The following is a 23,351-nucleotide window of genomic DNA, read 5'->3' as shown; positions in this document are numbered from 1 at the left end:
TCGATACAGGTCAGGCGCCTACGCGGGTCTGGGGCTCCGCTTCGCGCACCTGGTCGGCACCGGCGTCGCCGGCGTCCACCGAGATCGGCTTGCGCTTGCTCCAGTACACCGCGCCGGCCAGGATCAGGGCCGAGACCACCGCGATGATGATCCGGACCGCCGGGTTGACGTCGCTGCCGAACTGCAGCACGACGGCCGGAGCGATCAGCAACGCCACCAGGTTCATCACCTTGAGCAGCGGGTTGATCGCCGGACCGGCGGTGTCCTTGAACGGGTCACCGATGGTGTCGCCGATGACCGTCGCGGCATGTGCCGGCGAACCCTTCCCGCCGTACGCGCCGTCTTCGACCATCTTCTTCGCGTTGTCCCAGGCACCACCGGAGTTGGCCAGGAACACCGCCATCAGCGTGCCGGCACCGATCGCACCGGCGAGGAAGCTGGCCAGGGCGCCGACGCCGAGGCCGAAGCCCACCGCGATCGGAGCCATGATCGCCAGCAGACCGGGGGTGAGCAGCTCGCGCTGCGCGTCCCGGGTGCAGATGTCGACGACCTTGCCGTACTCGGGCCGCTGAGAGCCGTCCATGATGCCGGGCAGCTCGCGGAACTGGCGACGCACCTCGACCACGACGGCACCGGCCGAGCGCGACACCGCGTTGATCGCGAGCCCCGAGAACAGGAACACGACGGCCGCGCCGAGCAGGATGCCGACCAGGTTGCGCGGGTCGGCGATGTTCAGCAGGCCGGCGATCTCGCTGGCCACCCTGCCCGCGATCGCACCGGCTTCCACGCCCTCGTCGGTGAAGCGCTCGCCGAGCGCCGACTCGAGGTTGGTCGTGTAGGAGCCGAACAGCGCGGTCGCGGCGAGCACGGCCGTCGCGATCGCGATGCCCTTGGTGATCGCCTTGGTGGTGTTGCCCACCGCGTCGAGGTCGGTCAGCGTGCGGGCGCCGGTCTCGTCGATGTCACCGGACATCTCCGCGATGCCCTGTGCGTTGTCGCTGATCGGGCCGAACGTGTCCATGGCGACGACGACGCCGATCGTGGTGAGCAGACCGGTTCCGGCCAACGCCACCGCGAACAGCGACAGGATGATCGAGCCGCCACCGAGCAGGTAGGCGCCGTAGACGCCCGCGCCGATGACGATCGCCGAGTACACCGCCGACTCGAGGCCGACGCTGATTCCGGCGAGAACCACGGTGGCAGGACCGGTGAGCGAGGTTTTGCCGATGTCCTGCACCGGGCGACGCTCGGTCTCGGTGAAGTAGCCGGTCAGGGCCTGGATCACCGCGGCCAGCACGATACCGATGATCACCGCGATGATCGCGAAGACCTGCGGGTTCAGCGCGAAGTCGTGGTTCTCGCCGACCTTGAGGGTCTCGAACCAGTCGTCGCCGAGCAGGGCCGGCCAGTCGGACTTCAGGTACACCAGAGCGGCGGCGCTGACGCCCACCGCGGAGATGAACGCCGAGATGTAGAAGGCCCGGTTGATCGCGGTAAGGCCGTTCTTGTCGCTCTTGCGCAGCCGGGTGATGAACACGCCGATGATCGCAGTGAGCACACCGATGGTCGGCACGATCAGCGGGAAGACCAGGCCCTGCTCGCCGAAGGCGACCCGGCCCAGGATCAGCGAGGCGACCAGGGTCACCGCGTACGACTCGAACAGGTCCGCGGCCATGCCGGCGCAGTCACCGACGTTGTCGCCGACGTTGTCGGCGATGGTCGCGGCGTTGCGCGGGTCGTCTTCGGGGATGTTCTGCTCGACCTTGCCGACCAGGTCGGCGCCCACGTCGGCGGCCTTGGTGAAGATGCCGCCGCCGACCCGCATGAACATCGCGAGCAGCGCGGCTCCGAAGCCGAACCCTTCGAGGACCGTGGGGGCGTCGCCCTGATAGATGATCACGACCAGCGCGGCGCCGAGCAGACCGAGGCCGACGGTCATGAAGCCGACCACACCACCGGTGCGGAACGCGATCTGCATCGCCTTCTCGCGCCCGCCGTCCTCGCGGGCCGCGGCGGCGACCCGCAGGTTGGCGCGGGTGGCCAGTGCCATGCCCGCGCCGCCGATGATCGCCGAGAACACCGCGCCGACCACGAAGAACAGCGAGCGGCCGATCTTGACGGCGGTCTCGTTGTCGCCGGCCTCGGACACCGGGAGCAGGAACAGCAGCACGACCGCGATGACGACGAAAATTCCCAGCGTCTTGAACTGCCGCACCAGGTAGGCGGACGCGCCCTCCTGCACGGCGGCCGCGATCTCCTGCATCTTGTTGGTTCCCCGACCGGCGGCGAGGACGGCTTTGGTGAGCGCAGCCGCGAAACCCAGTGCCACGAGCGCGATGACGGCCGCGATCACGACGTAGGTCACGTTACTTCCGGTCAGGGATAGATCGCCGCCAGCGGCGAAAGAATCCCGGGACATCCGTTGTCCTCCTGTACCGACAAATCACAGCCGCGCAGGCCTGCGCCGGCAGCGGCCACTCATCTGAGTTGGGGGCACCGCGTCTACCAGGGCCGACGCGGGGCGTAACCCGGGTACTCTAGCGAACCGGCGTGTCGCTACTCACACCGGGAACGGGCAGCACTCCTGACCAACCGCGTCCCAGCGGAATCGGTGCAGGCGAGGCTTCCCGTCCACGGGCGATTTACACGCAGGCCCCGCCTGCGGGACACGGCCTCTCTCCGGTTCGGCCCAGCGCTTCTCGACGCGGCCCAGCGCCTCTCGGCGTGGCCTCGTACCCGGCGTGGCCTCTACGGGCGGCCGAGCTTCTGTAGCGGCCAGGACATGCGGACCTCGGTGCCCTCGCCATCGGACACCGGCGCCACCGCGATGTCGTCGACCAGGCCGGCGAGCAGGGCGAGGCCCATCCGCTCGGCGAGGTCCTCCTCGGTGAGCGACTCGGGTGAGACGGTCAGGGGCACGACCGGCTCCACCAGGAACAGGCCCGGCTCCGCCGGTGAGCCCACCAGCGCCGACCCGTTGCTGGCCCGGTCGACCACCTCGACCGTGAAGCGTTCGCCGTCGCGCAGTGAGACCTCGACGAGGTCGCCGACGCCGTGTGACCTGTGCAGCGCCACCGCCCGCGAGCACGCCTCACCCGTGGCGAGACGGATCTCCTCGAGGAACTCCTCGGCGACGCCGGCGCGCCGGGCCACCGCGACTGCTACCAGCCGGGCGGTGCGCACGTGCGCCGGCGCGGGCGAGAACGACAGCCGTACCGTCGCCATAGGGTTACGCGGTACCCGGGTCCGCACCCGTTGCTTCGGTGGCCGCCTCGACCGTGTCGTAGAGCGCGAACACGCGGTCGAGGGCGGTGATGCGGAAGATCTTCAGCAACCTCTCGTGGGCGCAGACCAGCCCGAGAGTGCCGTTGACGGCACGGAGCCGCTTCAGCGCGCCGACCAGCACGCCGAGGCCGGTGGAGTCGAGAAACTCGACCCGGCTCAGATCGACGACCACGTGCCGCGCGCCACCCTCGACCAGCTCGATGAGCCGTTCCCGGAGCCGCGGCGCTGTGTAGACGTCGACCTCGCCGCCGACTTCCAGCACCGTGTGCTCGCCGACGGTGTGGGTCGACAGCGACAGTTCCATACGACCTCCCTCAGCACTACCTGGCCCATGTGTGGGGTCCAGGTGTTCAGCCCGCAGCGTTCCCGGAACCACAGTTATCTAACCACCGACGTTCCAACCCGGCGACGCAGAGCCCGACCAACCAGGCTCCGGGGTGGGCCGATCCCGGCGTGGCGGCATGGCACGCCGTGACCGGAGGTGCCACAGTGCACAGGGTGACGACGGTTGCGCACGGGTCGACAAGGCTCCTGCACCGTCTCCTCGAGGGGCGGGACAGCAGCTGTCTCACCCACCTGGAACTGCTGCCCCCACGCCCCGGCGTCACGGTCGACTGGCCGGCCTGGACCCCACCCGAGCTACGGGCGGCGTTCGCCGCCCAGGGCATCCCGGCCCCGTGGGCGCACCAGGCGGCCGCCGCCGACCACGCCCACGCCGGTCGGCACGTGGTCGTCGCCACCGGGACGGCGTCGGGCAAGTCGCTGGCCTACCAGCTGCCCGTCCTCAGTGCCCTGCTGGCGGACCCGCGGGCGACCGCCCTCTACCTGGCACCGACCAAGGCCCTGGCCGCCGACCAGCTCCGGTGCCTGGCCGAGCTGGCACCGGCGGGCGTCCGCCCGTCCTGCTACGACGGCGACACCCCTCGCGAACAGCGCGACTGGGCCCGCCAACACAGCCGCTTCGTGCTGACCAACCCCGACATGATCGGCCGCGGCATCCTCCCCCGCCACGAGTCCTGGTCGATGTTCCTGCGGCGGCTCACGTACGTGGTGGTCGACGAGTGCCACGCGTACCGGGGCGTGTTCGGCTCCCACGTCGCGCACGTGCTCCGCCGCCTGCGCCGGCTGGCCGCGAGATACGGCCGCGACCCGGTGTTCGTGCTGGCCTCGGCCACCGCCGGCCAACCGGGGACGACGGCCGCCCGGCTCATAGGCGCCGACGTGCACGAGGTCACGGAGGATGCGTCCCCCCGTGGCGGGCTGGCGTTCGCCCTGTGGGAACCACCCCTGCTCCCACCGACCGACACGCCGTGGCACGCGGTTACCGACGCCGACGCCGACGGCCCGACCGACACCGGCGCCGATGGGCCGGCCGGGTATGCGCCCGGCGCCCATCCGGTCCGGCGGTCCGCGCTGCGCGAAGCGGCCGACCTGCTGGCCGACGCCGTGGCCGGTGGGGTGCGCACGCTGGCGTTCGTCCGGTCGCGGCGCGGTGCCGAGGCTGTGGCGACCCTGGCCCGCGACGCGCTCGCGCAGACCGCCGACGGGCTCGAGCACCGCGTCGCCGCCTACCGCAGCGGCTACCTGCCCGAGGAGCGCCGCGAGCTCGAACGTGGACTGCTCGACGGCTCGCTCGTCGGCCTCGCCACCACCACCGCCCTCGAACTGGGAATCGACCTCACCGGTCTCGATGCCGTGATCATGACCGGCTACCCGGGGCGCCTCGCGTCGATGTGGCAGCAGGCGGGCCGGGCCGGCCGCCGCGGACGTGACGCGGTCTGCGTCCTGGTGGCCCGCGACGACCCGCTCGACACGTACCTGGTGCACCACCCCGACACGCTGTTCGGGCGTCCGGTGGAGGCCTGCGTGCTCGACCCCGCCAACCCGCACGTCCTCGGTCCGCACCTCGCGGCCGCGGCCGCCGAGTTGCCGTTGAAGCCCGCCGACCTGGCCCTGTTCGGCGGCGCACCGGCGGAGGCCGCGCTCGCCGAGCTGGTTGCCGCGGGGGTGGTCCGCCGCCGTCCGTCCGGCTGGTACTGGACCGGCGACGCGCGTCCCGACGTCGACCTCCGCGGAGCGGGCGGTGCCCCGGTGACCGTGGTGGAGACCGGCACCGGGCGCCTCCTCGGCACCGTCGACGCCGGATCCTCCCACTTCCTCGTGCATCCGGGAGCCGTGTACGTGCACCAGGGCGCCTCGTACGTGGTCGACGACCTGGACCCGACCGACGCCGTCGCCCTCGTGCACGCCGAGGACCCGCCGTGGACCACCCACCCCCGCGACTCCTCCGCCCTGTCGGTCGGGTCGGTGCGCTCGTATGTCGACGCCGGTCCCGTCGGGTTGTTCCTCGGCGAGGTCGAGGTGACCGCGCGGGTCACCGGCTACCAACGCCGCAAGCGACCGACCGGCGAGGTGATCGACACCCGCCCGCTCGACCTGCCGACCCGCCGCCTGAACACGGTCGCGGTCTGGTGGACCGTCTCGGCACCGGGCCTGGACCGCGCCGGCGTCGACCCCGGCGACATCCCCGGCGCCCTGCACGCCGCCGAGCACGCGGCAATCGGGCTGCTGCCCCTGGTGGCGACCTGCGACCGGTGGGACATCGGCGGAATCTCCACCGCCATGCACCCCGACACCGGTGCGGCCACCGTGTTCGTCTACGACGGCCATCCCGGCGGCGCCGGGTTCGCGGAGCGGGCGTTCCACGCCGCCGGCGACTGGCTGCGGGCCACCCGCGATGTGATCGCCGCCTGCGGCTGCGCGGCCGGTTGCCCGTCGTGCGTGCAGTCGCCCAAGTGCGGCAACGGCAATGCCCCGCTGTCCAAGGACGGTGCGGTGAAGGTTCTGGACCTGGTTCTCGACGCCCTGGAGGGCAACTGACCGCACCGGCCCGGCGCGGGCGAGCGCCCGTGCGGTGCCGACCCCGCTGACCGGCACCTCGGCCGCCACCACCAGGTCGAGATCGACGACCCGGCACCCACCGGGCCGCGCCCCGTTGGCCACCACGATCTCGGCGGCCCGCCCGCACGCCGCCGCCTCGCCCTGCAGCGCCAGCACCGCACCGGCCAGCGCGCCGAGATCGGCCGCCGCCTGCGCCCGCTGGCGGGCCACGAGCGCCGACCCGACGACCGCGAACCCCAACCCGAGCAGCATGACGACCAGACCCACCCCGAGCACCCAGATCGACGCCGACCCCCGATCGCCGCCCAGGGACGGGCCGCCCGCGGCCGGGCCGCCCACGGAATGGCCGCCCACGGAATGGCCGCCCACGGAATGGCCGCCCACAGAGGAGCCGCCCACAGAGGAGCCGCCCACAGAGAAACCGCCCGCGACGGGGCCGCCCGCTGGTGCGGACGGCCCCTCGTGCTGTCTCACGGTGCCGCCGGTTCGACGGCCGCGACCGACGTCGCCTCGACCGTGATCGCCGGCAGCAGCCCGCCGAACGGCCGCACCCGTGCCGACACCGTGGCCCGGGCCTGTTCGCCGTCGACGGTCACGGTGACCGACGCACCCGGTGGCGCCACCCGCCGGGCCGCGGCCTCGCCGCCGTCGCCGCGGGCGGCGCCGAGGGCACCGTCGCGGGCCGCCGACACGCACTGGAGCTGGGCGCCGACCGCCGTGACCGCCAGCACCCCGAGCGCCAGCAGCATGACCAGCGCGGGCAGCGCCACGGCCAGCTCCGCCGTCGTGGACCCGCGGTCACGCCGCCGGGGCGGCCGGCGGTCGCCCGGACGCTGGCCCGGTGGCCTCCGCCAGTCACCGGGACGGCCGTCCGTCGGCCCGACGAGCACCGCCGCCACGCACCCCGCCGCCGTACGGTGCCCACCCGCCGGACCGGCAGGGGCCGCCCCGTCGAAGCCGGCCGCCGGCGAGGCGCCGGTCATGCGAGCGCCCGCTCGATCAGTCCGTTCATCGCGGCCTGCACCGGGGCCGACGACACCACCTTGAGCAGCACACCGGCGAACGTGACCGCCGCCAGCGTGCCCACCGCGTACTCGGCCGAGTTCATGCCCCCGTCGCCCCGGAGCCGGGACCTGAACCGGACGCACAACCGTCGAACCAGCATTGACGTGTTCCCCCTTCGTGGACGGACGAGCGACCGCTCATCCGAGGACGCCGTCGAGGACGGCGATGACGACCGGCACCACGCCGGCCAGCAGAAACGCGGGCAGGAAGCACAGACCGAGCGGCAGGACCACGAGCACGCCGGCCCGCCGGGCGGCCGCGTCGGCGTCGGCGGCGCGGGTGGCCCGCAGCTCGTCGGCCAGCCGCACCAGCGCCCGGGCCAGAGCCGCGCCGCTGTCGGCGCTGCGGACCGCCGCCCTGGCCACCCGCTCCCCGCCGGGCAGGTCGGCGACGTGCGCCCACGCCAGCGCCGGCGGGTCACCGAGCCGGAGGGCGTGGCCCACGCGTACCAGGCGCTCGCCGACCGGTCCCGCGACGGCCGTGCCGACCACGGTGGCCGCGTGCCCGGGTGGCGCACCCGCCCGCAGGGCCGCCGCGAGCAGGTCGGCCGCGGCGGGCAGCGCGGCCGCCGCCCTCCGCAGGTCGGCCGCGGCGCCCGCGGCCGCCATCCGCGGCAACGCCCACCAGAGGACCGCCACGACGACCGCACCGGTCGCGATGCCCGCCGGTCCGCCGACGGCCAGCCCGGACCCGGCTCCGCACGCAAGGACCAGCAACCGCTTCGCCAGACCGCCCGGAGCGGCCCGCCGCCTCGCCAGGCCGCCGCCCGGAGCCGCCCGCCGCTTCACAGATCCACCCGCGACAAGCGCTCGGTCCACAGCAGACCGCCGACCTGCAGGACACACGCCGCCACCGCGCAGGCCGCACCCGCCGCCGAGTGGAACAGGAGGCGCAGCGGGTCGGCGCCGATGCCGTAGCCGACCGCGATCCCGCCCGCCGGAAGCACGGCCAGCAGCAGCGCCGTCGCCCGGTTGCCGGCGCGGTGCGCGGCCACCGCCCGGCGCAGCCGGTCGCCCTGCCGCAGGTACGCCTCGACCCGGTCGAGCACGTCGGCCAGTGGCGCGCCCGTCTGCTCGCTCACCTCGCACGCGGCGAGCACCGACGCGCGTTCGGCCGGGGTGGCGGCGAGCACCGCGTCGGCCGCACCGACCACCGCCACCGGCGCGGCCCCTGCCCGGAGTTCGGCCGCCATCTCGGCGACGGTGTCGAGGGTCGCCGCCACCGCGCCGGCGCTCCGGGCGGCACGCCGGCTCCGCAGCGCCACACCGGCTCCGCCACCGCCGTAGACCGCCGCCAGCACGGCCGCCACCGGTCCGACAGCGATCCCGCCGGCGCCCGCCGCGAGAATCCCCGCTCCCGCGACGACCGCCCAGGGCCGCCGCTCCAGCGCCGCACCAGGGGACAGGCGCCGCGAACGCCGATGGTCATGGGCCGAGACCGGCACCCGGACCGGCCGGACCACCCGGAACAGGCGCTTCACCGCGCCGCTCCACGCTGGACGAGCAGCGCCCGCAGCGCCTCCGACCCCGGTCCGAACCCGCGGCCGCGCCGCCACGCCGTCACCGCCCGCACCAACCGGTCGGGACCGTCGGGCAGCAGCACGCACACCTCGTCGACGACCCGTTGCCCACGGTTGCGGCGCAGGTGCACCACCACCTGCAGCGCCGCCGCGACCTGGGCGTGAAGCGCCGTCCGGGGCACCCCGCCGAGCAGCCCCAGCGCCTCCAGTCGCGCCGGAACGTCGGCCGGGGTGTTGGCGTGCAGCGTGGCGGCGCCGCCCTCGTGACCGGTGTTGAGCGCGCCCAGCAGGTCGACGACCTCCGGCCCGCGGCACTCGCCGACGACCAGCCGGTCGGGCCGCATGCGCAGGGCCTGGCGCACGAGATCGCGCAGGGTGACCGCGCCCGCGCCCTCCACGTTCGACGTGCGCGCCTGCAACGTGACCACGTGCGGGTGCGCCGGACGCAGCTCGGCCGCGTCCTCCACGAGCACCATCCGCTCGGAGTACGGCACCAGCGACAGCAGCGCCGACAGCAGCGTGGTCTTGCCCGTGCCGGTACCGCCGGTGATCAGGAACGCGATCCGGCCGGCCACGATCGCGCTCAGCAGGCCGGCGCCGTCGGCCGGCACCGAGCCGGTGGCCACGAGCTCGTCGACGGTGAACACGCGCCGGCGGAACGCCCGCAGCGACAGGTACGGTCCCGCGACGGCCACCGGCGGCAGCACCGCGTGCAACCGGGTGCCGTCGGGCAGCGGCACGTCGGCGCACGGGCAGCCGTCGTCGAGGCGGCGCCCGGCGGTCGCGGCGAGCCGCTGGGCCAGCCGGCGCACGTCGTCGGGGCGACCGACGTCGACCTCGGCCCGCTCCAGCCCACGCCCCCGGTCGACCCACACCTCGGCGCCGTTGACCAGCACGTCGCTGACCTCTTCGTCGGCCAGCAGCGGCGCGAGCGGCCCCGCGCCGGCCAGTTCGTCGGTGATCCGGCCGACCAGCCGGGCGAACGTGGCCTGCCCCAGCACCGCGCCGCCCGGCTCGGCCTGCACGGTGGCCGCCACCCGCGCCGCGGTGGGGGCGCCGCCGCTCTCGACCAGCCGCTGCCGGACCCGGTCGGCGAAGCGCGCGTCGACATCGGCGCTCATGCCGCCACCCGGGTGGCACCGAGATGACCGACCAGTCGCGTACACAGGTCGGCCAGCGCGCCCTGCCCGTCCGCCGCCGGCGGCTGACCCCGCTCCAGCCCACGGGCGATCGCCGGCTCCGACCGCAACGTGCCGGCCAGCGGCAGGCCGAGCGCCCGCGAGATGTCCTTGGGCGAGAGGTTTCCCGGCGCCGGCCGGCGGACCACCAGCGACATCGACCCGACGTGCCGCAGCGCCTCCGTGGCGACCCGGGCCGCCGCGGCACACGCCCGCAGCTCGGCCGGCACCACGAGCAGCGCGTGGTCGGCGGCCGCGAGCGCCGCCAGCGACGCGTCGTCGAAGCGGCGCGGAAGGTCGACCACCGTCAGGTCCCAGCCGCGCCGGCCCGCCTCCAGCGCGGCCAGCATCGCGTCGAGCGGCACCGCCGGGCCGTCGGTGCGGTCGCACGAAAGGACCGCGAGAGCGCCCTCCCCCGGCAATGCGCGTTCCAGTGCCGGGACCCCCACCGCACCGGCCGTGTGCGCCAGGCCCGACCAGCGCAGCCCTTCGACGCCCTCCCACCCGAACACCAGGTCGAGCCCGCCACCGAACGGGTCGCCGTCGACCATGAGCGCCCGCAGGCCCAGCCGCACCGCCGTGACCGCGAGCCCGCAGGCCAGCACCGTGGCGCCGGCCCCGCCTCGGGCGCCGAGCACGGCCACCGTCGCACCCGCGGACCCGCCGCCCACCAACCCCGACAGCCGGTCGGAGAGCCACGGCGCACCGCTCGGCAGCAACGCGATGTGCTCGGCGCCGAGCCGCTCGGCGAGCTGCCAGGGCGGATCGCTGTCGTCGGACCGGAACCCGACGATGATCACGCCGGGCCGGCGCGGCAGCCGGGCGCGGACGCAGGCCTCGGCGAGGTCTGCTCCCACGAGCACGAGCGGTGCCGGGCCGTACCGGCTACGGGCGGCGGCCGGGTCGGGCGCGACCTCGACGTCGGCGCCGGCCCGACCGGCGAGGCCCAGCACCTCGTCGAGGAGGTGCGGGTCGTCGGTGAGGAGCAGCGGGCGGGATCTGGCGGGTGCGTCGGCTGACATGCCGCACACTCCAGCGCCCGGACCGCGGCCGCCGCCGGTGGGAAAGGGCGGATCTGTGGACAGCGAGGGTCCTTGTGGACAAGGGAGCACGACGCGTGTCGATGACTCTGAAAGACCCTTTCAGAATCTGTCGAAGTGGCGTACGGTCGATCTGAAAGGGTCTTTCAGATGGGGGTGGACGCCGTGCCGGAGAACAGCCAGTCGCGCCGTGTCGTCTCCGAACCCGACGAGCTCGCCGCCCTGGCGCACCCGCTCCGGCTCGACCTGCTGAACCACCTCATGTCCGACGGTCCGGCCACCGCCTCGCAGTGCGCCCGCGCCGTGGGCGACACCCCCTCGAACTGCAGCTACCACCTGCGTTACCTGGCCCGCCACGGCCTCGTGGAGCCGGTCCCCAAAGGCGAGACCGACGACGAGGGCGACAACCGCGAGCGGCCGTGGCGCGCCACGATCACCGGGTTCTCGTTCGAGTCCGGGCCGCAGGGCAGGACCCTCGCCGCGATCAGCCTCCAGCGCGACCACCGGCTCGCCCGCGAGTACCTGGGCCGCATCGACGACATCGACCCGGCCTGGCGCGAGGTCGGCGGCCTGTCCACGTACACGCTGCGGATGACGCCCGCCGAGCTCGAAGAACTGGGCAAGCGCCTCGACGCCCTGATCCGCCCCTACATCGCGGCCACGAGGGGCCAGGTCGACGGCGCCGACCTGGTCCACCTGGGTCTGAACGCCTTCAGCCTGGAGGCCGGACCGGAGGCCGGGCGGTGACGGCGCTGCGCGGCCGCGACTACCGCAACCTGCTCGCGGCCGGGCTGATCTCGGAGACCGGAGACTGGCTGCTGCTGGTGGCGCTGCCGATCCTGGTCTACGAGATCACCGGGTCGACGCTCGGCACCGCGATCGCGTTCCTCGGTGAGCTGGTTCCACCGATCCTCCTGGGTACGTTCGCGGGCCGCCTCGCCGACCGGTGGAACCGGCGACGGGCGCTGATCTGGCTGTCGGTCGCGCAGGCCGCCACGCTGCTGCCGCTGCTGTTCGCGGGCGGCCGGCTGTGGGTCGTGTACGCCGTGATCGCCGTGCAGGCCGGGCTTGCCACGTTCACCGAGCCCACCCGCAACGCCCTGGTACCCGCGGTCACCCCGCGCGAGCACCTGGTGCAGGCGAACTCCCTGCTGGCGCTCACCGGCAATCTCGGCCGACTGGTGGGTGGCCCGCTCGGCGGCCTGCTGCTCGCGCTGGGCGACCTGCCGACGATCGTGGTCGTCGACGCGGTGAGCTTCGGGCTGGCGGCGGTGCTGTACGCCCGGATCCGGACCGGACAGGGCACCCGGGCGTCGGGCACCACCGAGGTCGGCGGCGGTGCCGGCTACGACCACCGACGGATCCGGGCCGGGCTCGTCGTGGCGGGCCTGTCGGCCGTCGCACAGGGCATGTTCGTGGTGCTGTTCGTTCCGTTCGTGTACCGGGAACTGCACGGCGGGGCCGACGAGGCCGGCCTGCTGCGCGGGGTCCAGGCGATCGGCGCGATCGCGGCCGGCCTGCTGCTCGGGCTGCTGGCGCGGCGCTGCCGGGCCGGCGTGCTGGCCGCCGCCGGCATGGCGGCGTTCGGCGTCGTCGGCCTGCTGACCTGGAACGGCTCCCTGGTGACCACCGAGACGCCGGTCTACGTCGTGCTGTTCGTGGTCGTGGGCGCGCCCGGAGTGGTCGCGGTGACCGGGCTGTTCAGCGCGCTCCAGGAGGCCGGCGGAAACCGGGTCGGGCGGGTGTTCGGCGCGCTCACCACGGTGTTCGCGGCCGGCCAGGCGATCGGAATGATCGCGGGCGGCCTGCTGGGCGACCGGGTCGACCTGGTGGCGCTGCTCAACGTCCAGGCCGGGCTCTACCTCACGGCTGCGCTGGTCGCGGCGGTCGGGCTCGTCACAGCGGACGGGCCAGCGAGAACCGACGGCGAGAAGGGACGACCCCCGTCGGGGGAGACGGGGGTCGCCAATGAGTCCGGCTCCGGGGGGTTTGAGCCGAACCCACTCGGCGACAGCGGGGGGATGCAGCCGCCGAGCGTCAATCAGGGCAACACCGCCAAGACGTGAGTCGGTGTCGCATACGTAAGCATGCACGAGCCACACGGCACACGTCGAGTAGGCCGGTCTTAACACGCGGTTCAGATTTGATCAGTAACCCGATAGATGTACCCCCGGAACATTGGGTCGGTACAGCTAGACTCCCCGCCGTGGGTGGGAGTGCCGCATTCTTCGACCTGGACAAGACCGTCATCGCGAAATCGAGCGCCATGGCGTTCGGACGGCCGTTCTACCGCGACGGGCTGATCAACCGTCGTGACGTGATCAAGGGCGCCTACGGCAAGCTCCTGCAACGCATGGGTGGCAGCGACGAGGTGGGCATGGCCCGCACCCGTGACTACCTCGCCGAGCTGTGCAAGGGCTGGCGTGTCGAGCAGGTCGAGCAGATCGTCCAGGAGACGCTGGAGGAGCTGATCACGCCGTACGTGTACGCCGAGGCGGCGGCGCTGATCGGCGAGCACCGCGCGGCCGGCCGCGACGTCGTGCTGGTCTCCGGGTCCGGCGACGTGATGGTCAAGCCGATCGGCGAGGCCCTTGGGGTCACCGACGTCATCGCCTCGCGCATGGTGGTCCACGACGGCTGCTACACGGGCGACATCGACTTCTACGCGGCCGGGGAGAACAAGGTCACCGAGGTGCAGAAGATGGCCGCCGAGCGCGGCTACGACCTCGCGGAGTCGTTCGCGTACTCCGACTCGATCACCGACGTGCCGTTGCTGAGCTGCGTCGGCCACCCCACCGCCGTCAACCCCGACCGGGCGCTGCGCCGGGTCGCCACCGAACGCGGCTGGCCGATGCTGGAGTTCCGCCACCCGGTGCCGCTGGCCCGCCGGTGGCGCGAGCGCCCAGCGGTGCCGGTCACCGCGGCTGTGCTCGTTGCGGCCGCGGGGGTCGCCACCGGACTCATCCTTTGGGGTCGCGCGCGCAAAGCGAGGGCCGCACAGACCTTGCTTACCAGCCGGTAGAGGCGTACCAACAGACATACGGGCCCCACCGCCCGGCACGGCCTCCGGGCACCCACGAGCGAACAGCCGCGTCAGGCACGCTCCAGCGGAACCTCACCAGGGCTGCTGGTTGCGAACCCAAGGTGCACGCCTGGTAACCCGGTAGGACGTGGGTTTGACGGCGCCCCTCGAGCGGGCGCCGTCTCCACGTTCCAGGGGAGTGTCGGTTCCAGGGGAGTCCCGTCGGCGGCCAGACAAAGCCGGCATTTCGCCGCCCTGATCGCTGTTTGAGGAACGAAGTGAAGTCACGCTGCAGGTTCGTTCCTCAAACCACGATCAAGAGGCACCCGAACCCCGCCAAGACGGCGCTTGCGCCACGCGCAGTGACACCGGTCCCTCGACGGCTCACGACACTAGGGGAGTCTCGTCGCAGATCCGCGACAACGCACCCGCCGCGGCGGTCACCGCCGACGCGCAGTGCCTGATCCAGGACCGCAGCCCGTCGGGCGTTCCGGTCGCGAACGCGCCGGCGGCACCGAGGTACTCCGGCTCCCGGTCCAGATGACCCACGTCCACCGGAAGGAGCCCGCGGGGATCGAGCCCGGCGGCGATCAACGTGAGCCGGCCCGCACCCCGCGCGACCACCCCGTTGGGCCCCTCGAACGCCCGCAACGCGAGCAGCTCGCCATGGACCACCGCGCACCGCAACAGCGCCGGCGCCGACGAGTTCAGCACCGGACCCAGCGCGAGCAGCCGCGCCGTGCCGCCGTGCGGAGCCGGCCGGCCGAGATCGGCCACCACCCCGCGCGCGGCCAGGATGTGCAACCGGGTCATCACCTGTGGCGGCGCCTTCAGCCACCGCGGCGCCAGCGCGAGCGCCTCGGCCGAGACCCGCAGCGCGCCCTGCAGGACCGGGTCGGTCACGGTTCCGGCGCGCACGCCGTCCGGGTCCCATTTCGATCCTTCGAGCGCGGCGCTCGCGACCGCGTTCTGCAGGGTGACCTCGGCGGCGATGCGTTCGATACGCGCCGTTCCGCGGCGGAGAGCGCGATGCGCGAACGCCGCGTCGGCGGCGGAGCGGGCCTCCTCGATCGCCTCCGACACGTCGGCCAACGCGAGCAGCGGGGCCAGCGCGTCGCGAATCATCGAGCAATCGTCTCACTACAGCGCGCGGCGACGTCCGCTGGGCGCACGGTCCATACCGCAACTCGCCCTCCCAGCAGCCCAGGATTAGGTTTAGGGACGGAGTGAGCCGCCGAATCACCACCCCGACAAAGGAGCTGCCGTATGGCTGACACCCTTGCCAACCTGCTCAGCGAGACACGGCAGTTCCCGCCGCCCGACGAGCTGGCGGCCAACGCGAACGTCAAGGCCGAGGCCTACGACCGGGCCACGGAGGACCGGCTCGGGTTCTGGGCCGAGCAGGCGAAGCGGCTGCACTGGAACCAGGAGTGGTCGGAGGTTCTCGACTGGTCGAACCCGCCGTTCGCGAAGTGGTTCATCGGCGGGCAGCTCAACGTGGCGTACAACTGCGTCGACCGGCACGTCGAGGCCGGCCGCGGCAGCAAGGTCGCCATCTACTGGGAGGGCGAGCCCGCCGGCGACACCCGCGAGATCACGTACGCCGACCTGCAGCAGCTGGTCAACCAGGCCGCCAACGCGCTCACCGACCTCGGTGTGTCCGCCGGCGACCGGGTCGCGATCTACCTGCCGATGATCCCGGAGGCCGTCGTCGCGATGCTGGCGTGCGCGCGGCTCGGCGCCACCCACAGCGTGGTGTTCGGCGGGTTCAGCGTCGAGGCGCTGTCGGGACGCATCGACGACGCCAACGCCAAGGTCGTGATCACCGCCGACGGCGGCTACCGCCGGGGCAAGCCGAGCGCGCTCAAGCCGACCGTCGACGAGGCCGCCGAACGCTGCCCCAGCGTCGAGAAGGTGCTCGTCGTGCGGCGCACCGGCGAGGACGTGGCCTGGACCGAGGGCCGCGACGTCTGGTGGCACGAGACGGTCGAGCGGGCCGACACCGCCCACACCGCCCAGCCGTTCGACGCCGAGAACCCGCTGTTCATCCTGTACACCAGCGGCACCACCGCGAAGCCCAAGGGCATCCTGCACACCAGCGGCGGCTACCTCACCCAGGCCAGCTGGACCTACAACGCGGTCTTCGACCTCAAGCCCGACACCGACGTGTACTGGTGCACCGCCGACATCGGCTGGGTCACCGGGCACAGCTACATCGTGTACGGGCCGCTGTCGAACGGCGCCACGCAGGTCATCTACGAGGGCACCCCCGACACGCCGCACCGCGGCCGGTTCTGGGAGATCGTCGACAAGTACAAGGTCACGCTGCTCTACACCGCGCCCACCGCGATCCGCACGTTCATGAAGTGGGGCGACGACATCCCGGCGAAGTTCGACCTGTCGTCGCTGCGGCTGATCGGCAGCGTCGGCGAGCCGATCAACCCCGAGGCCTGGATCTGGTACCGGAAGAACATCGGCGGCGACAGGACCCCGGTCGTCGACACGTGGTGGCAGACGGAAACCGGCGCGATCATGATCTCCCCGCTACCCGGTGTGACGAGCGCGAAGCCGGGCTCGGCGATGACCCCGCTGCCCGGCATCTCCGCCGACGTGGTCGACGACGAGGCGAAGTCGGTGCCCGCCGGTGGCGGCGGCTTCCTGGTGATCCGCGAGCCGTGGCCGAGCATGCTGCGCACGATCTGGGGCGACGACCAGCGGTTCATCGACACGTACTGGTCCCGGTTCGGTGCCGGCGCCGGCAACGGCGACGAGTGGATCTACTTTGCCGGCGACGGCGCCAAGCGCGACGACGACGGCCACCTGTGGCTGCTCGGCCGCGTCGACGACGTGATGCTCGTCTCGGGCCACAACATCTCCACGACCGAGGTCGAGTCGGCGCTGGTGTCGCACCCCAAGGTGGCCGAGGCGGCCGTGGTCGGCGCCACCGACCCGACCACCACCCAGGCCGTGGTGGCGTTCGTGATCCTGCGTGGTGGCGTCGACGACGGTGATGAGCTCGCCCAGGAGCTGCGCAACCACGTCGCGAAGACGATCGGCCCGATCGCGAAGCCCCGGCAGATCATGGTGGTGCCCGAGCTGCCGAAGACCCGGTCCGGCAAGATCATGCGCCGCCTGCTGCGCGACGTGGCCGAGAACCGCTCGCTCGGCGACGTCACCACGCTGCAGGACTCCAGCGTGATGGACCTGATCTCCGATGGAATGAAAACCGGCAAAGCCGAGGACTGAGGCCGCGCGGGGCGCGCCCGCGCGGTTACTCCTTCGCCCAGCGGAGGATCTCACCGGTGACCAGGTCGGCCGCTTCCCGATGAGGGAAGTGGCCGACCCCGTCAAGGAGCCGCCACTCGTAGTCGGCCAGCACGTACCGGCCGGAGCCCAGCGCCGTGCGGGCCAGGATCGCCGTGTCGGCCGAACCGTGCAGCTGCAGCGTCGGGCTGACGATCGGCTGCTGCATCTGCTTCACGTACCGGTACCCCTGCAGGCGCAGCACCGACCGGACCGCCCAGCGGTACGCCTCCAGCGCGCAGAACGCGGTCTGCTGGATGCGGAACGCCTCCCGGCAGCGGGCCTCGTACTCCGCGTACGCCGCCGTGTCGCGCCACGAGGGACCCACCCAGCGGCGCATGTACGCGCCGATCACCGCCGCGTCGTCGCGGGTCAGCACGTGTTCCATCCGCGGGACCTGGAACCGGAGCATCGGTAGCGAGGCGGCGAGCTGCCCCCGCGGGTCCGCCAGAAGCCCCGCCCGCAGCCGCAGCGGATGCGCGGCGCTGAGCACGACGAGCCTCCGGACGAGCTTCGGGTGGAAGCAGGCCGTCGACCAGGCGACCATGCCGCCGTACCCGGACCCGACCAGCACCCCCCGGCGCTCGCCGAGCGCCCGGATGAGCCCGGCCGCGTCGCCGGCCATCGTGTAGCCGTCGTAGCCGCGGGGCGGCTTGTCGCTCGCGCCGTATCCGCGCAGGTCGACGGCGACCGCCCGGAAGCCGGCGTCGGCCACGGCGGTCAGTTGCGGCTCCCACGCGAACCAGGCCTCGGGGAAGCCGTGCAGGAAGAGCACCAGCGGACCGGTGCCCGCCTCGACCACGTGGAACCGGGTGCCGTTGGCGCTGACGAACCGGTGCGTCCAGGGGCCGTCGACGAGCACGGCCGAGTCGTCCACGGCACGCTTCATGCAGCCCAGCGTAGAGGGCTGGCATTTCAGGTTCGGTTGCGCCTAGCGTCGTATTCATGGCCACCCTCCCCCTACCGCTGATCTCCGTGTCCGGAACGCCGGCCGAGTGCGGCGCCGCCTACGGCACCGCCGCCGCCGAAGAGATCGCCGCGAACAACGAGACGTATGTGGAGCGGTTCAAGCTCCGGGCCGGTCTGAGCCGGGCCGACGTGTGGTGGTGGGGCACCGAGTTCCGCACGGCCACCCGGCAGCACCACCCGCGGATCGCCGAGATGCTCGACGGGGTCGCCGAGGGGTCCGGGGTGGCCGTCGAGGAGATCTACGCGCTGAACGGCCGCACCGAACTGCTGTACGGCGCGCACGCTTCGAAGCGGGGCGAGCCGTCCGAGTGCACGGCGCTCGGCCTGATCGGCGATGGCACCGTGATCGGCCAGAACTGGGACTGGCACCCCGACCAGCGCCCGTACACCCTGCTCCTGGCCACCACCGACGAGCACGGCTTCTCCGTGGCCACGCTGGCCGAGGCGGGCATGCTCGGCAAGGCCGGGCTGAACTCGGCCGGCCTCGGGGTGTGCGTCAACATGCTCGGCTGCGACAAGGACGGCACCCGCGGCGGCGTGCCGTACCACGTGATCCTCCGGGCCGCGCTGGAGTCCTCGGACCTGACGATCGCGCTGAGGAGGGTGTGCTCGAGCCCGCGCAGCGCGTCCATCAATCTTCTGATCGGCCAGGCCCACGACGGACCCGGCGGCGGCGAGATCATCGACGTGGAGCTGGTGCCCGGCGATGTCGGCCTGCTCCACCCCGACGAGCACGGCCGCATCGCGCACGCCAACCACCTGGAGACGAACGTCGCCGTGCGCGACTACCTGAAGGAGCTGGGCAGCTCGTCGTTCTTCCGCGGCGCCCGGGCCCGGCGGCTCCTGGCCGGCGGCATGTCGATGGCGGACATTTTCGCCGACCACGCCGGTTTCCCGAACGCGATCTGCCGCCACGTCGACGAGCGCGACGCCCACGACGACCGGTCGGAGACGATCTTCTCCGTGCTCCTGGACCTCGACGAGCAGCGCCTCGGCATCGCCGAGGGCCCGCCCTGCGACGGAACCTACGAGTGGGCGACGCTCAAGGAGCTCACCGCGTGACCGGTTGGCGCGCTTCGCGCGCCGGCCGGTCACGCTACTGCCTGAACTCCCGTACCTCGGCGACCTCAGAAGCCGGCGCCCACCCCTGGTAGACCCCGAACTCGAACTCTTCCAGCCCGAGGTCCCGGGCCACCGGTGCCAGCCCGCCGGTGTACTCGACCCGCAGCCACCCCTCGTGCTCGGCCAGCACGATGAACGGCTGACCGCGCCACAGGCATCCGGTGCGGACGTACTCCAGCTTCACCTCGGTGCCGGGCACGATCCGCCGGTACCGCCCGTCGCGGATCTCCTCGAACCCGTCGGCGGCTTCGTCGCGGTACAGCCGCACGTCGTTGCCGTCCGGGCTGGCCTCGTACTCGTCGCCCTGCCAGCGGGCGACGTATCCGTCCCGGATCACGACTCGGCCGATCCGATCCGCCGCCACCGGGTGCTGTCGGCGTCGAACAGCGCGACGAGCGTCTCGATGCCGTCGCTGTTGAGCCGCCAGAGCTGCGCCCCGTGCGGCAGCCGGGTGCTATCGATCTTGAACTCGGCCACCACGTCGCCGGTCTCGCTGGGTGCGAACCCGTTCCCCCGGAACGGCGCCCGCTCGATCATCCAGCCCTGCATGGCGTGCAGCGCCTCTTCCGTCTGCCCGCCGAACGGGATGCGGTACAGGCTGAGCAGGTGTGCGGGCCACCGCAGCACGTACACCTCGGTGTCGTCGAGGCTGAACGGCGACTCCGGGTAGGCCAGGCCGAGCGCCCGGTACAGGTCGGCCGGCTTGCTGAGGTGCGACAGCTCCCCGGCCCGGTGCACGAACCCGCAGACCCGGTCGTACCCGCGCTCCAGGTACATCGACACCTGCGAGGCGGCCACCGTGCGCTGCATGAGCTGCGGCTGCTCCGAGGCCTTCACGGGCGCCTTCTTCTCCGCCGGAATGGCCTGCGTCTGCGCGCTGGCTTCCTCGGCGTCGGCCGTCGCCATCAACGCGTCGGCGTCGATCAGTCCAAACTCCGCCGCCGACCGCGCCAACCCGCGGACCTCGCTGCCGCCGAGCAGCCGCCCCATGGGAGTGCCCGGGTTGAGCGCGAACCCGATCTCCTCGCTGGGCCACTTCGCGATCACCGTGGTGAACCGCACCGGTTCGGGCTCCGGCAGCGTCGCCTCGTAGTGCGCCGTGAGCCGCTGCATCGACGTGAACGCCACCAGGTACCGCGTGCCCCGGATCTCCTCCGCGGGCCAGTGCGCCGGATCGGCCGCGTACCCCGGAATCAGCACCTTGGCCAGCAACAACGTCGACAGCATCAGGTTCGACGTGTTGTTGCGCGTCGCCTCGAGGAGCTCCTCCTCGGTGCTGTTCGCCGCCGGGTAGTCGGCGTAGTTCCAGTTGACCGGCTCGGGTTCGGGTTCAGGTTCGCGCGAAGGCGCGGGCTCTTCATCAGAAGACGGGCTACGGCTGTCTCCAGGCGACCCCACCTCCTGGTGCGGGGCAGAATCGAAGTCTTCGTCCGGCTCCGCCGGAACGGGCGGCACCTTGGGGTCCCAGATCCCCCGCCCGGTAGGTGCCGGCTCCTCCTCCGCCGGCTCGTCGGGCGTGATCATCGCAAACCCACCCGACTGCGCCTGTAGGGCAGCCAGCCGGGCACCAAGCCCCAGCCCGGTGCCGGATTCGGGGTCGAGCGCCGGCCCCGTGCGCGTCTCCGGCCAGGCATCGGTGTCCACGTCCTCGAACGGCGAGGGCTCCGCGCCGGAGGTCTCTTCCGGATACGAACCCTGCCCCTGATACGCACCCCCGGGCTCCGAACCCCCCGGCTGCCCCGAGTACGCCTCCGCCTGGTCCGGGTAAGCGGCCCCCATCTCCGGTCCCCGGTCCGACCCGTGATCCGAGCCGTAACCCGAACCCCGCTCGGAGTACCGAGACTCCTCGCCCCCGTAAGGCTCCCCCAGGGCCGGTTCCCGCCGAACAGGCTCAAACGCCGGCGGCCGCCCCCGATCCGAGGCAACCCCCTCCACGTGAGCCGGCGAAGCCGAAGCCTCTACGGGCGAAGCCTCAACCCGCGAAGCCTCAACCCCGGCCCCAGCCGCCCCAGAACCTGCCGGCCCAAACGCCCGCTCCGAGACATCCGAATCGACACCCGGCTCCCGCCAGCCCGACTCCGCTGGCTCAAACGCCGCTGGCTCAAACGCCGCTGGCTGAGCCGCCGGCTCCGGAACGACCGCCGGTTGCGAGAACGCCTGAGGCCGCTCAAAGCCCTCAGCCCGCTCAAACGCCTCCGGTCGCGCGAACGCCTCCGACCGCTCAAACCGCTCCGACGGCTCCGGCCGCTCAAAGACCTCCGGCCGTTCGAACCTCTCCGGACGAGGCTGAGCCGGCCGCAGATCCGGCTCATACCCAGCCGGCCGCTCCCGCCGCTCCCGGTCGATCCCCCCGGAGTCAGATCCACCCGAGACAGGCCCAAACCCACCAACCGCCCCGCCGTCAGGCCGGAAGGCCCCCAACGCACTCGGCTCGGACCCAACCCCCGACTCCCGGTGGCCCTGCTCCCGGTGGCCCTGCTCCCGGTGGCCCTGCTCCCGGTGGCCCTGCTCCCGATGCCCCTGCTCCCGATGACCCGGCGCTCCATGGCCCGGCGTCCCGTGAACCGGCGCCCCATGAACCGGCGGTCCCTGCCCGGGCCCGAACGCCGCAGGCCGCTCCTGATCCGACGAGCCCTGCCCGGGCCCAAATACCCCGGGCGCAAACGCCGCGGGCGGGACCTGCTCCGGCCGCTCCTGGTCCGGCGTCCCGGCTCCCCAGCCCGTGTCCGGCCGGAAGCCGCCACCCTGCCCTTGATCCGGCATCCCCGGCCGCGGCGGACTCGGTGCGGGCACGAACGGCGCCGCCTGCCCCCGGTCGCCGCCGAACCGGCCCGGGTCGCCCCCGAACGCCGTCGACCGCCCGGGGTCGGTGTCGAGCAGGCCCGGATCCGGCACCCCGGCCGACCGCCCAGCATCCGGAGCGAACGCCGCCGGCCGAGACTGCTCGGGCGCGTAGCCACCCGGCTCTCCAGGACGCGCGTGCTCCTGCCCGAAGCCACCCGCCTCCCCGGGACGCCCCTGCTCCTGCGGGAACCCACCTTGACCGGGCGGGAACCCTCCCGACCGGCCCTGATCGCCCTGGAACGCACCCGGCCGACCATCAGTCGCCGGGAACCTCCCCTGCCGACCCTCGTCAGGCGGGAACGCACCCGACCGACCCTGGTCAGGTGGGAACGGCCCAGGCCGACCCTGGTCGGGCGGGAACGGCCCAGGCCGACCCGGTTCGGGAGCGTATGCAGCAGGCCTTCCCTGGTCGGGCTGGTATCCGCCGGGCCGGCCCGGAGCCGGCGCCCCGGACATGGGCGCCCCGGACATCGGCGCACCGGATACCGGCGGCCCGGACACCGGCGGGCCGTCGAATGTTCCGGGACGTGCGCTGTCCTGCCCGGGCGGACGCTCGAACGGACCGGGCTGCCCGCCCTGGTCGGGGCGCTGCCGGAAGTCGGGACGCTCGAACAACCGTGGCGCCTCGCCACGGCTCTGCGCCTCACCGAAGTCAGCGCGGCCGTTGCGGTCTGTGCGGCCGGTCCGGCCGGTGCGCGACGAGGCCGGCGAGACGGGGGTCGGCGGCATCGGGTTGGCCGCTCCACCCGCGCCGGGGCCCGCGCCCGGAGCCGGACCCGGCGACGACGGGAACAGGTCAGCCGGGGGCCGCCTGCCGAACGAGGCTGCGCCCGGACGCCTTGTCGGCAGTCCGCTGGCGGTCATGCCGGGAGGAGGCGTTGCCTGCCCGGGCGGCGAAGCACCGGGAATTCCGGGTGCCGGCGCTCCAGACCCGGAGACCGGCGGAGCCATTCCGGGACCAGGACCAGCCATCCCAGGACCCGACATCCCCGGCGCACCAGGACCGGACACCGGTGCCCCGGACCCAACGGACCCAGGACCACGCATCCCAGGACCGCTCGAACCAGGTCCATTCGAGCCAGGACCACCCGAACCAGGCACGC

19 protein-coding genes and 1 pseudogene are annotated in these 23,351 nt (G+C 73.1%); 6 read left to right on the top strand and 14 right to left on the bottom strand.

Features of this window, described 5'->3' with window-relative positions; genetic code table 11:
* Window positions 1-10 precede the first annotated feature (10 nt).
* The 3 genes from Voc01_RS07090 to Voc01_RS07080 all read right to left on the bottom strand — a co-directional run bounded on the left by Voc01_RS07090 (window position 11) and on the right by Voc01_RS07080 (window position 3,589).
* Entirely contained in the window at window positions 11-2,419 is a 2,409-nt protein-coding gene (locus Voc01_RS07090; RefSeq protein WP_203926461.1) for a sodium-translocating pyrophosphatase, read from the bottom strand.
* Between the two features lie 329 nt (window positions 2,420-2,748).
* Entirely contained in the window at window positions 2,749-3,225 is a 477-nt protein-coding gene (locus Voc01_RS07085; RefSeq protein ID WP_203926460.1) for an ATP-binding protein, read from the bottom strand.
* A 4-nt stretch (window positions 3,226-3,229) separates the two neighbouring features.
* Window positions 3,230-3,589, bottom strand: coding sequence for an STAS domain-containing protein (locus Voc01_RS07080; protein WP_203926459.1), 360 nt, complete (start codon window positions 3,587-3,589; stop codon window positions 3,230-3,232).
* A gap of 167 nt (window positions 3,590-3,756) precedes the next feature.
* Between Voc01_RS07080 and sftH the strand changes: the two genes are divergently transcribed.
* A complete protein-coding gene (gene sftH, locus Voc01_RS07075; RefSeq protein WP_373873796.1) occupies window positions 3,757-6,165 on the top strand; it encodes a DEAD/DEAH box helicase in 2,409 nt (802 codons plus the stop codon).
* A 66-nt stretch (window positions 6,166-6,231) separates the two neighbouring features.
* On the opposite strand, the pseudogene Voc01_RS54005 reads toward sftH, so the two are convergent.
* From Voc01_RS54005 to ssd, 7 genes and pseudogenes are all read right to left on the bottom strand, one after another.
* Window positions 6,232-6,525, bottom strand: a pseudogene (locus tag Voc01_RS54005) (Rv3654c family TadE-like protein); the annotation flags it as partial.
* A 131-nt stretch (window positions 6,526-6,656) separates the two neighbouring features.
* Window positions 6,657-7,169, bottom strand: a complete 513-nt coding sequence (locus Voc01_RS52900; RefSeq protein WP_239160008.1) for a TadE family type IV pilus minor pilin — start codon at window positions 7,167-7,169, stop codon at window positions 6,657-6,659.
* Window positions 7,166-7,351, bottom strand: coding sequence for a DUF4244 domain-containing protein (locus Voc01_RS07060; RefSeq protein WP_203926457.1), 186 nt, complete (start codon window positions 7,349-7,351; stop codon window positions 7,166-7,168). Before Voc01_RS07060 ends, Voc01_RS52900 begins: the two co-directional genes overlap by 4 nt.
* Window positions 7,352-7,388: 37 nt before the next feature.
* Window positions 7,389-8,039 carry a type II secretion system F family protein gene (locus tag Voc01_RS07055; RefSeq protein ID WP_239160007.1) on the bottom strand — a complete coding sequence of 217 codons (651 nt, stop codon included), beginning with the start codon at window positions 8,037-8,039 and terminating at the stop codon, window positions 7,389-7,391.
* Window positions 8,036-8,731 (bottom strand): type II secretion system F family protein, encoded by a 696-nt coding sequence (locus Voc01_RS07050; RefSeq protein ID WP_239160006.1) that lies wholly within the window; start codon window positions 8,729-8,731, stop codon window positions 8,036-8,038. Before Voc01_RS07050 ends, Voc01_RS07055 begins: the two co-directional genes overlap by 4 nt.
* Window positions 8,728-9,891, bottom strand: a complete 1,164-nt coding sequence (locus Voc01_RS07045; RefSeq protein ID WP_203926456.1) for a TadA family conjugal transfer-associated ATPase — start codon at window positions 9,889-9,891, stop codon at window positions 8,728-8,730. The genes Voc01_RS07050 and Voc01_RS07045 overlap by 4 nt, the downstream gene beginning before the upstream one ends.
* A complete protein-coding gene (gene ssd / locus Voc01_RS07040) occupies window positions 9,888-10,970 on the bottom strand; it encodes a septum site-determining protein Ssd (protein WP_203926455.1) in 1,083 nt (360 codons plus the stop codon). The genes Voc01_RS07045 and ssd overlap by 4 nt, the downstream gene beginning before the upstream one ends.
* A 168-nt stretch (window positions 10,971-11,138) precedes the next feature.
* On the opposite strand from ssd, the gene Voc01_RS07035 reads away from it, so the two are divergent.
* From Voc01_RS07035 to Voc01_RS07025, 3 genes are all read left to right on the top strand, one after another.
* Window positions 11,139-11,735 carry a winged helix-turn-helix domain-containing protein gene (locus tag Voc01_RS07035; RefSeq protein ID WP_203926454.1) on the top strand — a complete coding sequence of 199 codons (597 nt, stop codon included), beginning with the start codon at window positions 11,139-11,141 and terminating at the stop codon, window positions 11,733-11,735.
* Window positions 11,732-13,054, top strand: a complete 1,323-nt coding sequence (locus tag Voc01_RS07030) for an MFS transporter (protein ID WP_203926453.1) — start codon at window positions 11,732-11,734, stop codon at window positions 13,052-13,054. The genes Voc01_RS07035 and Voc01_RS07030 overlap by 4 nt, the downstream gene beginning before the upstream one ends.
* Before the next feature lie 140 nt (window positions 13,055-13,194).
* The gene (locus tag Voc01_RS07025) at window positions 13,195-14,010 is read left to right on the top strand and encodes an HAD family hydrolase (RefSeq protein ID WP_203926452.1); all 816 of its coding nucleotides are present in this window, start codon (window positions 13,195-13,197) and stop codon (window positions 14,008-14,010) included.
* 384 nt (window positions 14,011-14,394) lie between these two features.
* Here Voc01_RS07025 and Voc01_RS07020 read toward each other — a convergent pair whose 3' ends face one another.
* Complete coding sequence (locus Voc01_RS07020) at window positions 14,395-15,135, bottom strand: Fic family protein (RefSeq protein WP_203926451.1); 741 nt, start codon at window positions 15,133-15,135, stop codon at window positions 14,395-14,397.
* Window positions 15,136-15,276: 141 nt separating this feature from the next.
* Between Voc01_RS07020 and acs the strand changes: the two genes are divergently transcribed.
* Entirely contained in the window at window positions 15,277-17,256 is a 1,980-nt protein-coding gene (gene acs, locus Voc01_RS07015; RefSeq protein WP_203926450.1) for an acetate--CoA ligase, read from the top strand.
* A 25-nt stretch (window positions 17,257-17,281) separates the two neighbouring features.
* Here acs and Voc01_RS07010 read toward each other — a convergent pair whose 3' ends face one another.
* Entirely contained in the window at window positions 17,282-18,202 is a 921-nt protein-coding gene (locus Voc01_RS07010) for an alpha/beta fold hydrolase (RefSeq protein WP_203926449.1), read from the bottom strand.
* 56 nt (window positions 18,203-18,258) lie between these two features.
* On the opposite strand from Voc01_RS07010, the gene Voc01_RS07005 reads away from it, so the two are divergent.
* Window positions 18,259-19,344, top strand: a complete 1,086-nt coding sequence (locus tag Voc01_RS07005) for a C45 family autoproteolytic acyltransferase/hydrolase (protein WP_203926448.1) — start codon at window positions 18,259-18,261, stop codon at window positions 19,342-19,344.
* Between the two features lie 34 nt (window positions 19,345-19,378).
* Here the strand turns inward: Voc01_RS07005 and Voc01_RS07000 are convergent, their stop codons facing one another.
* Window positions 19,379-19,741, bottom strand: coding sequence for a UCP033725 family protein (locus tag Voc01_RS07000; protein ID WP_203926447.1), 363 nt, complete (start codon window positions 19,739-19,741; stop codon window positions 19,379-19,381).
* Entirely contained in the window at window positions 19,738-23,112 is a 3,375-nt protein-coding gene (locus Voc01_RS55100) for an SseB family protein (RefSeq protein WP_507772761.1), read from the bottom strand. The genes Voc01_RS07000 and Voc01_RS55100 overlap by 4 nt, the downstream gene beginning before the upstream one ends.
* Between the last annotated feature and the right edge of the window lie 239 nt (window positions 23,113-23,351).

Origin of the sequence: Virgisporangium ochraceum, from assembly GCF_016863655.1 — a bacterium.
Taxonomy (GTDB): domain Bacteria; phylum Actinomycetota; class Actinomycetes; order Mycobacteriales; family Micromonosporaceae; genus Virgisporangium; species Virgisporangium ochraceum.
This window is presented reverse-complemented; position numbering and strand designations above follow the sequence as displayed.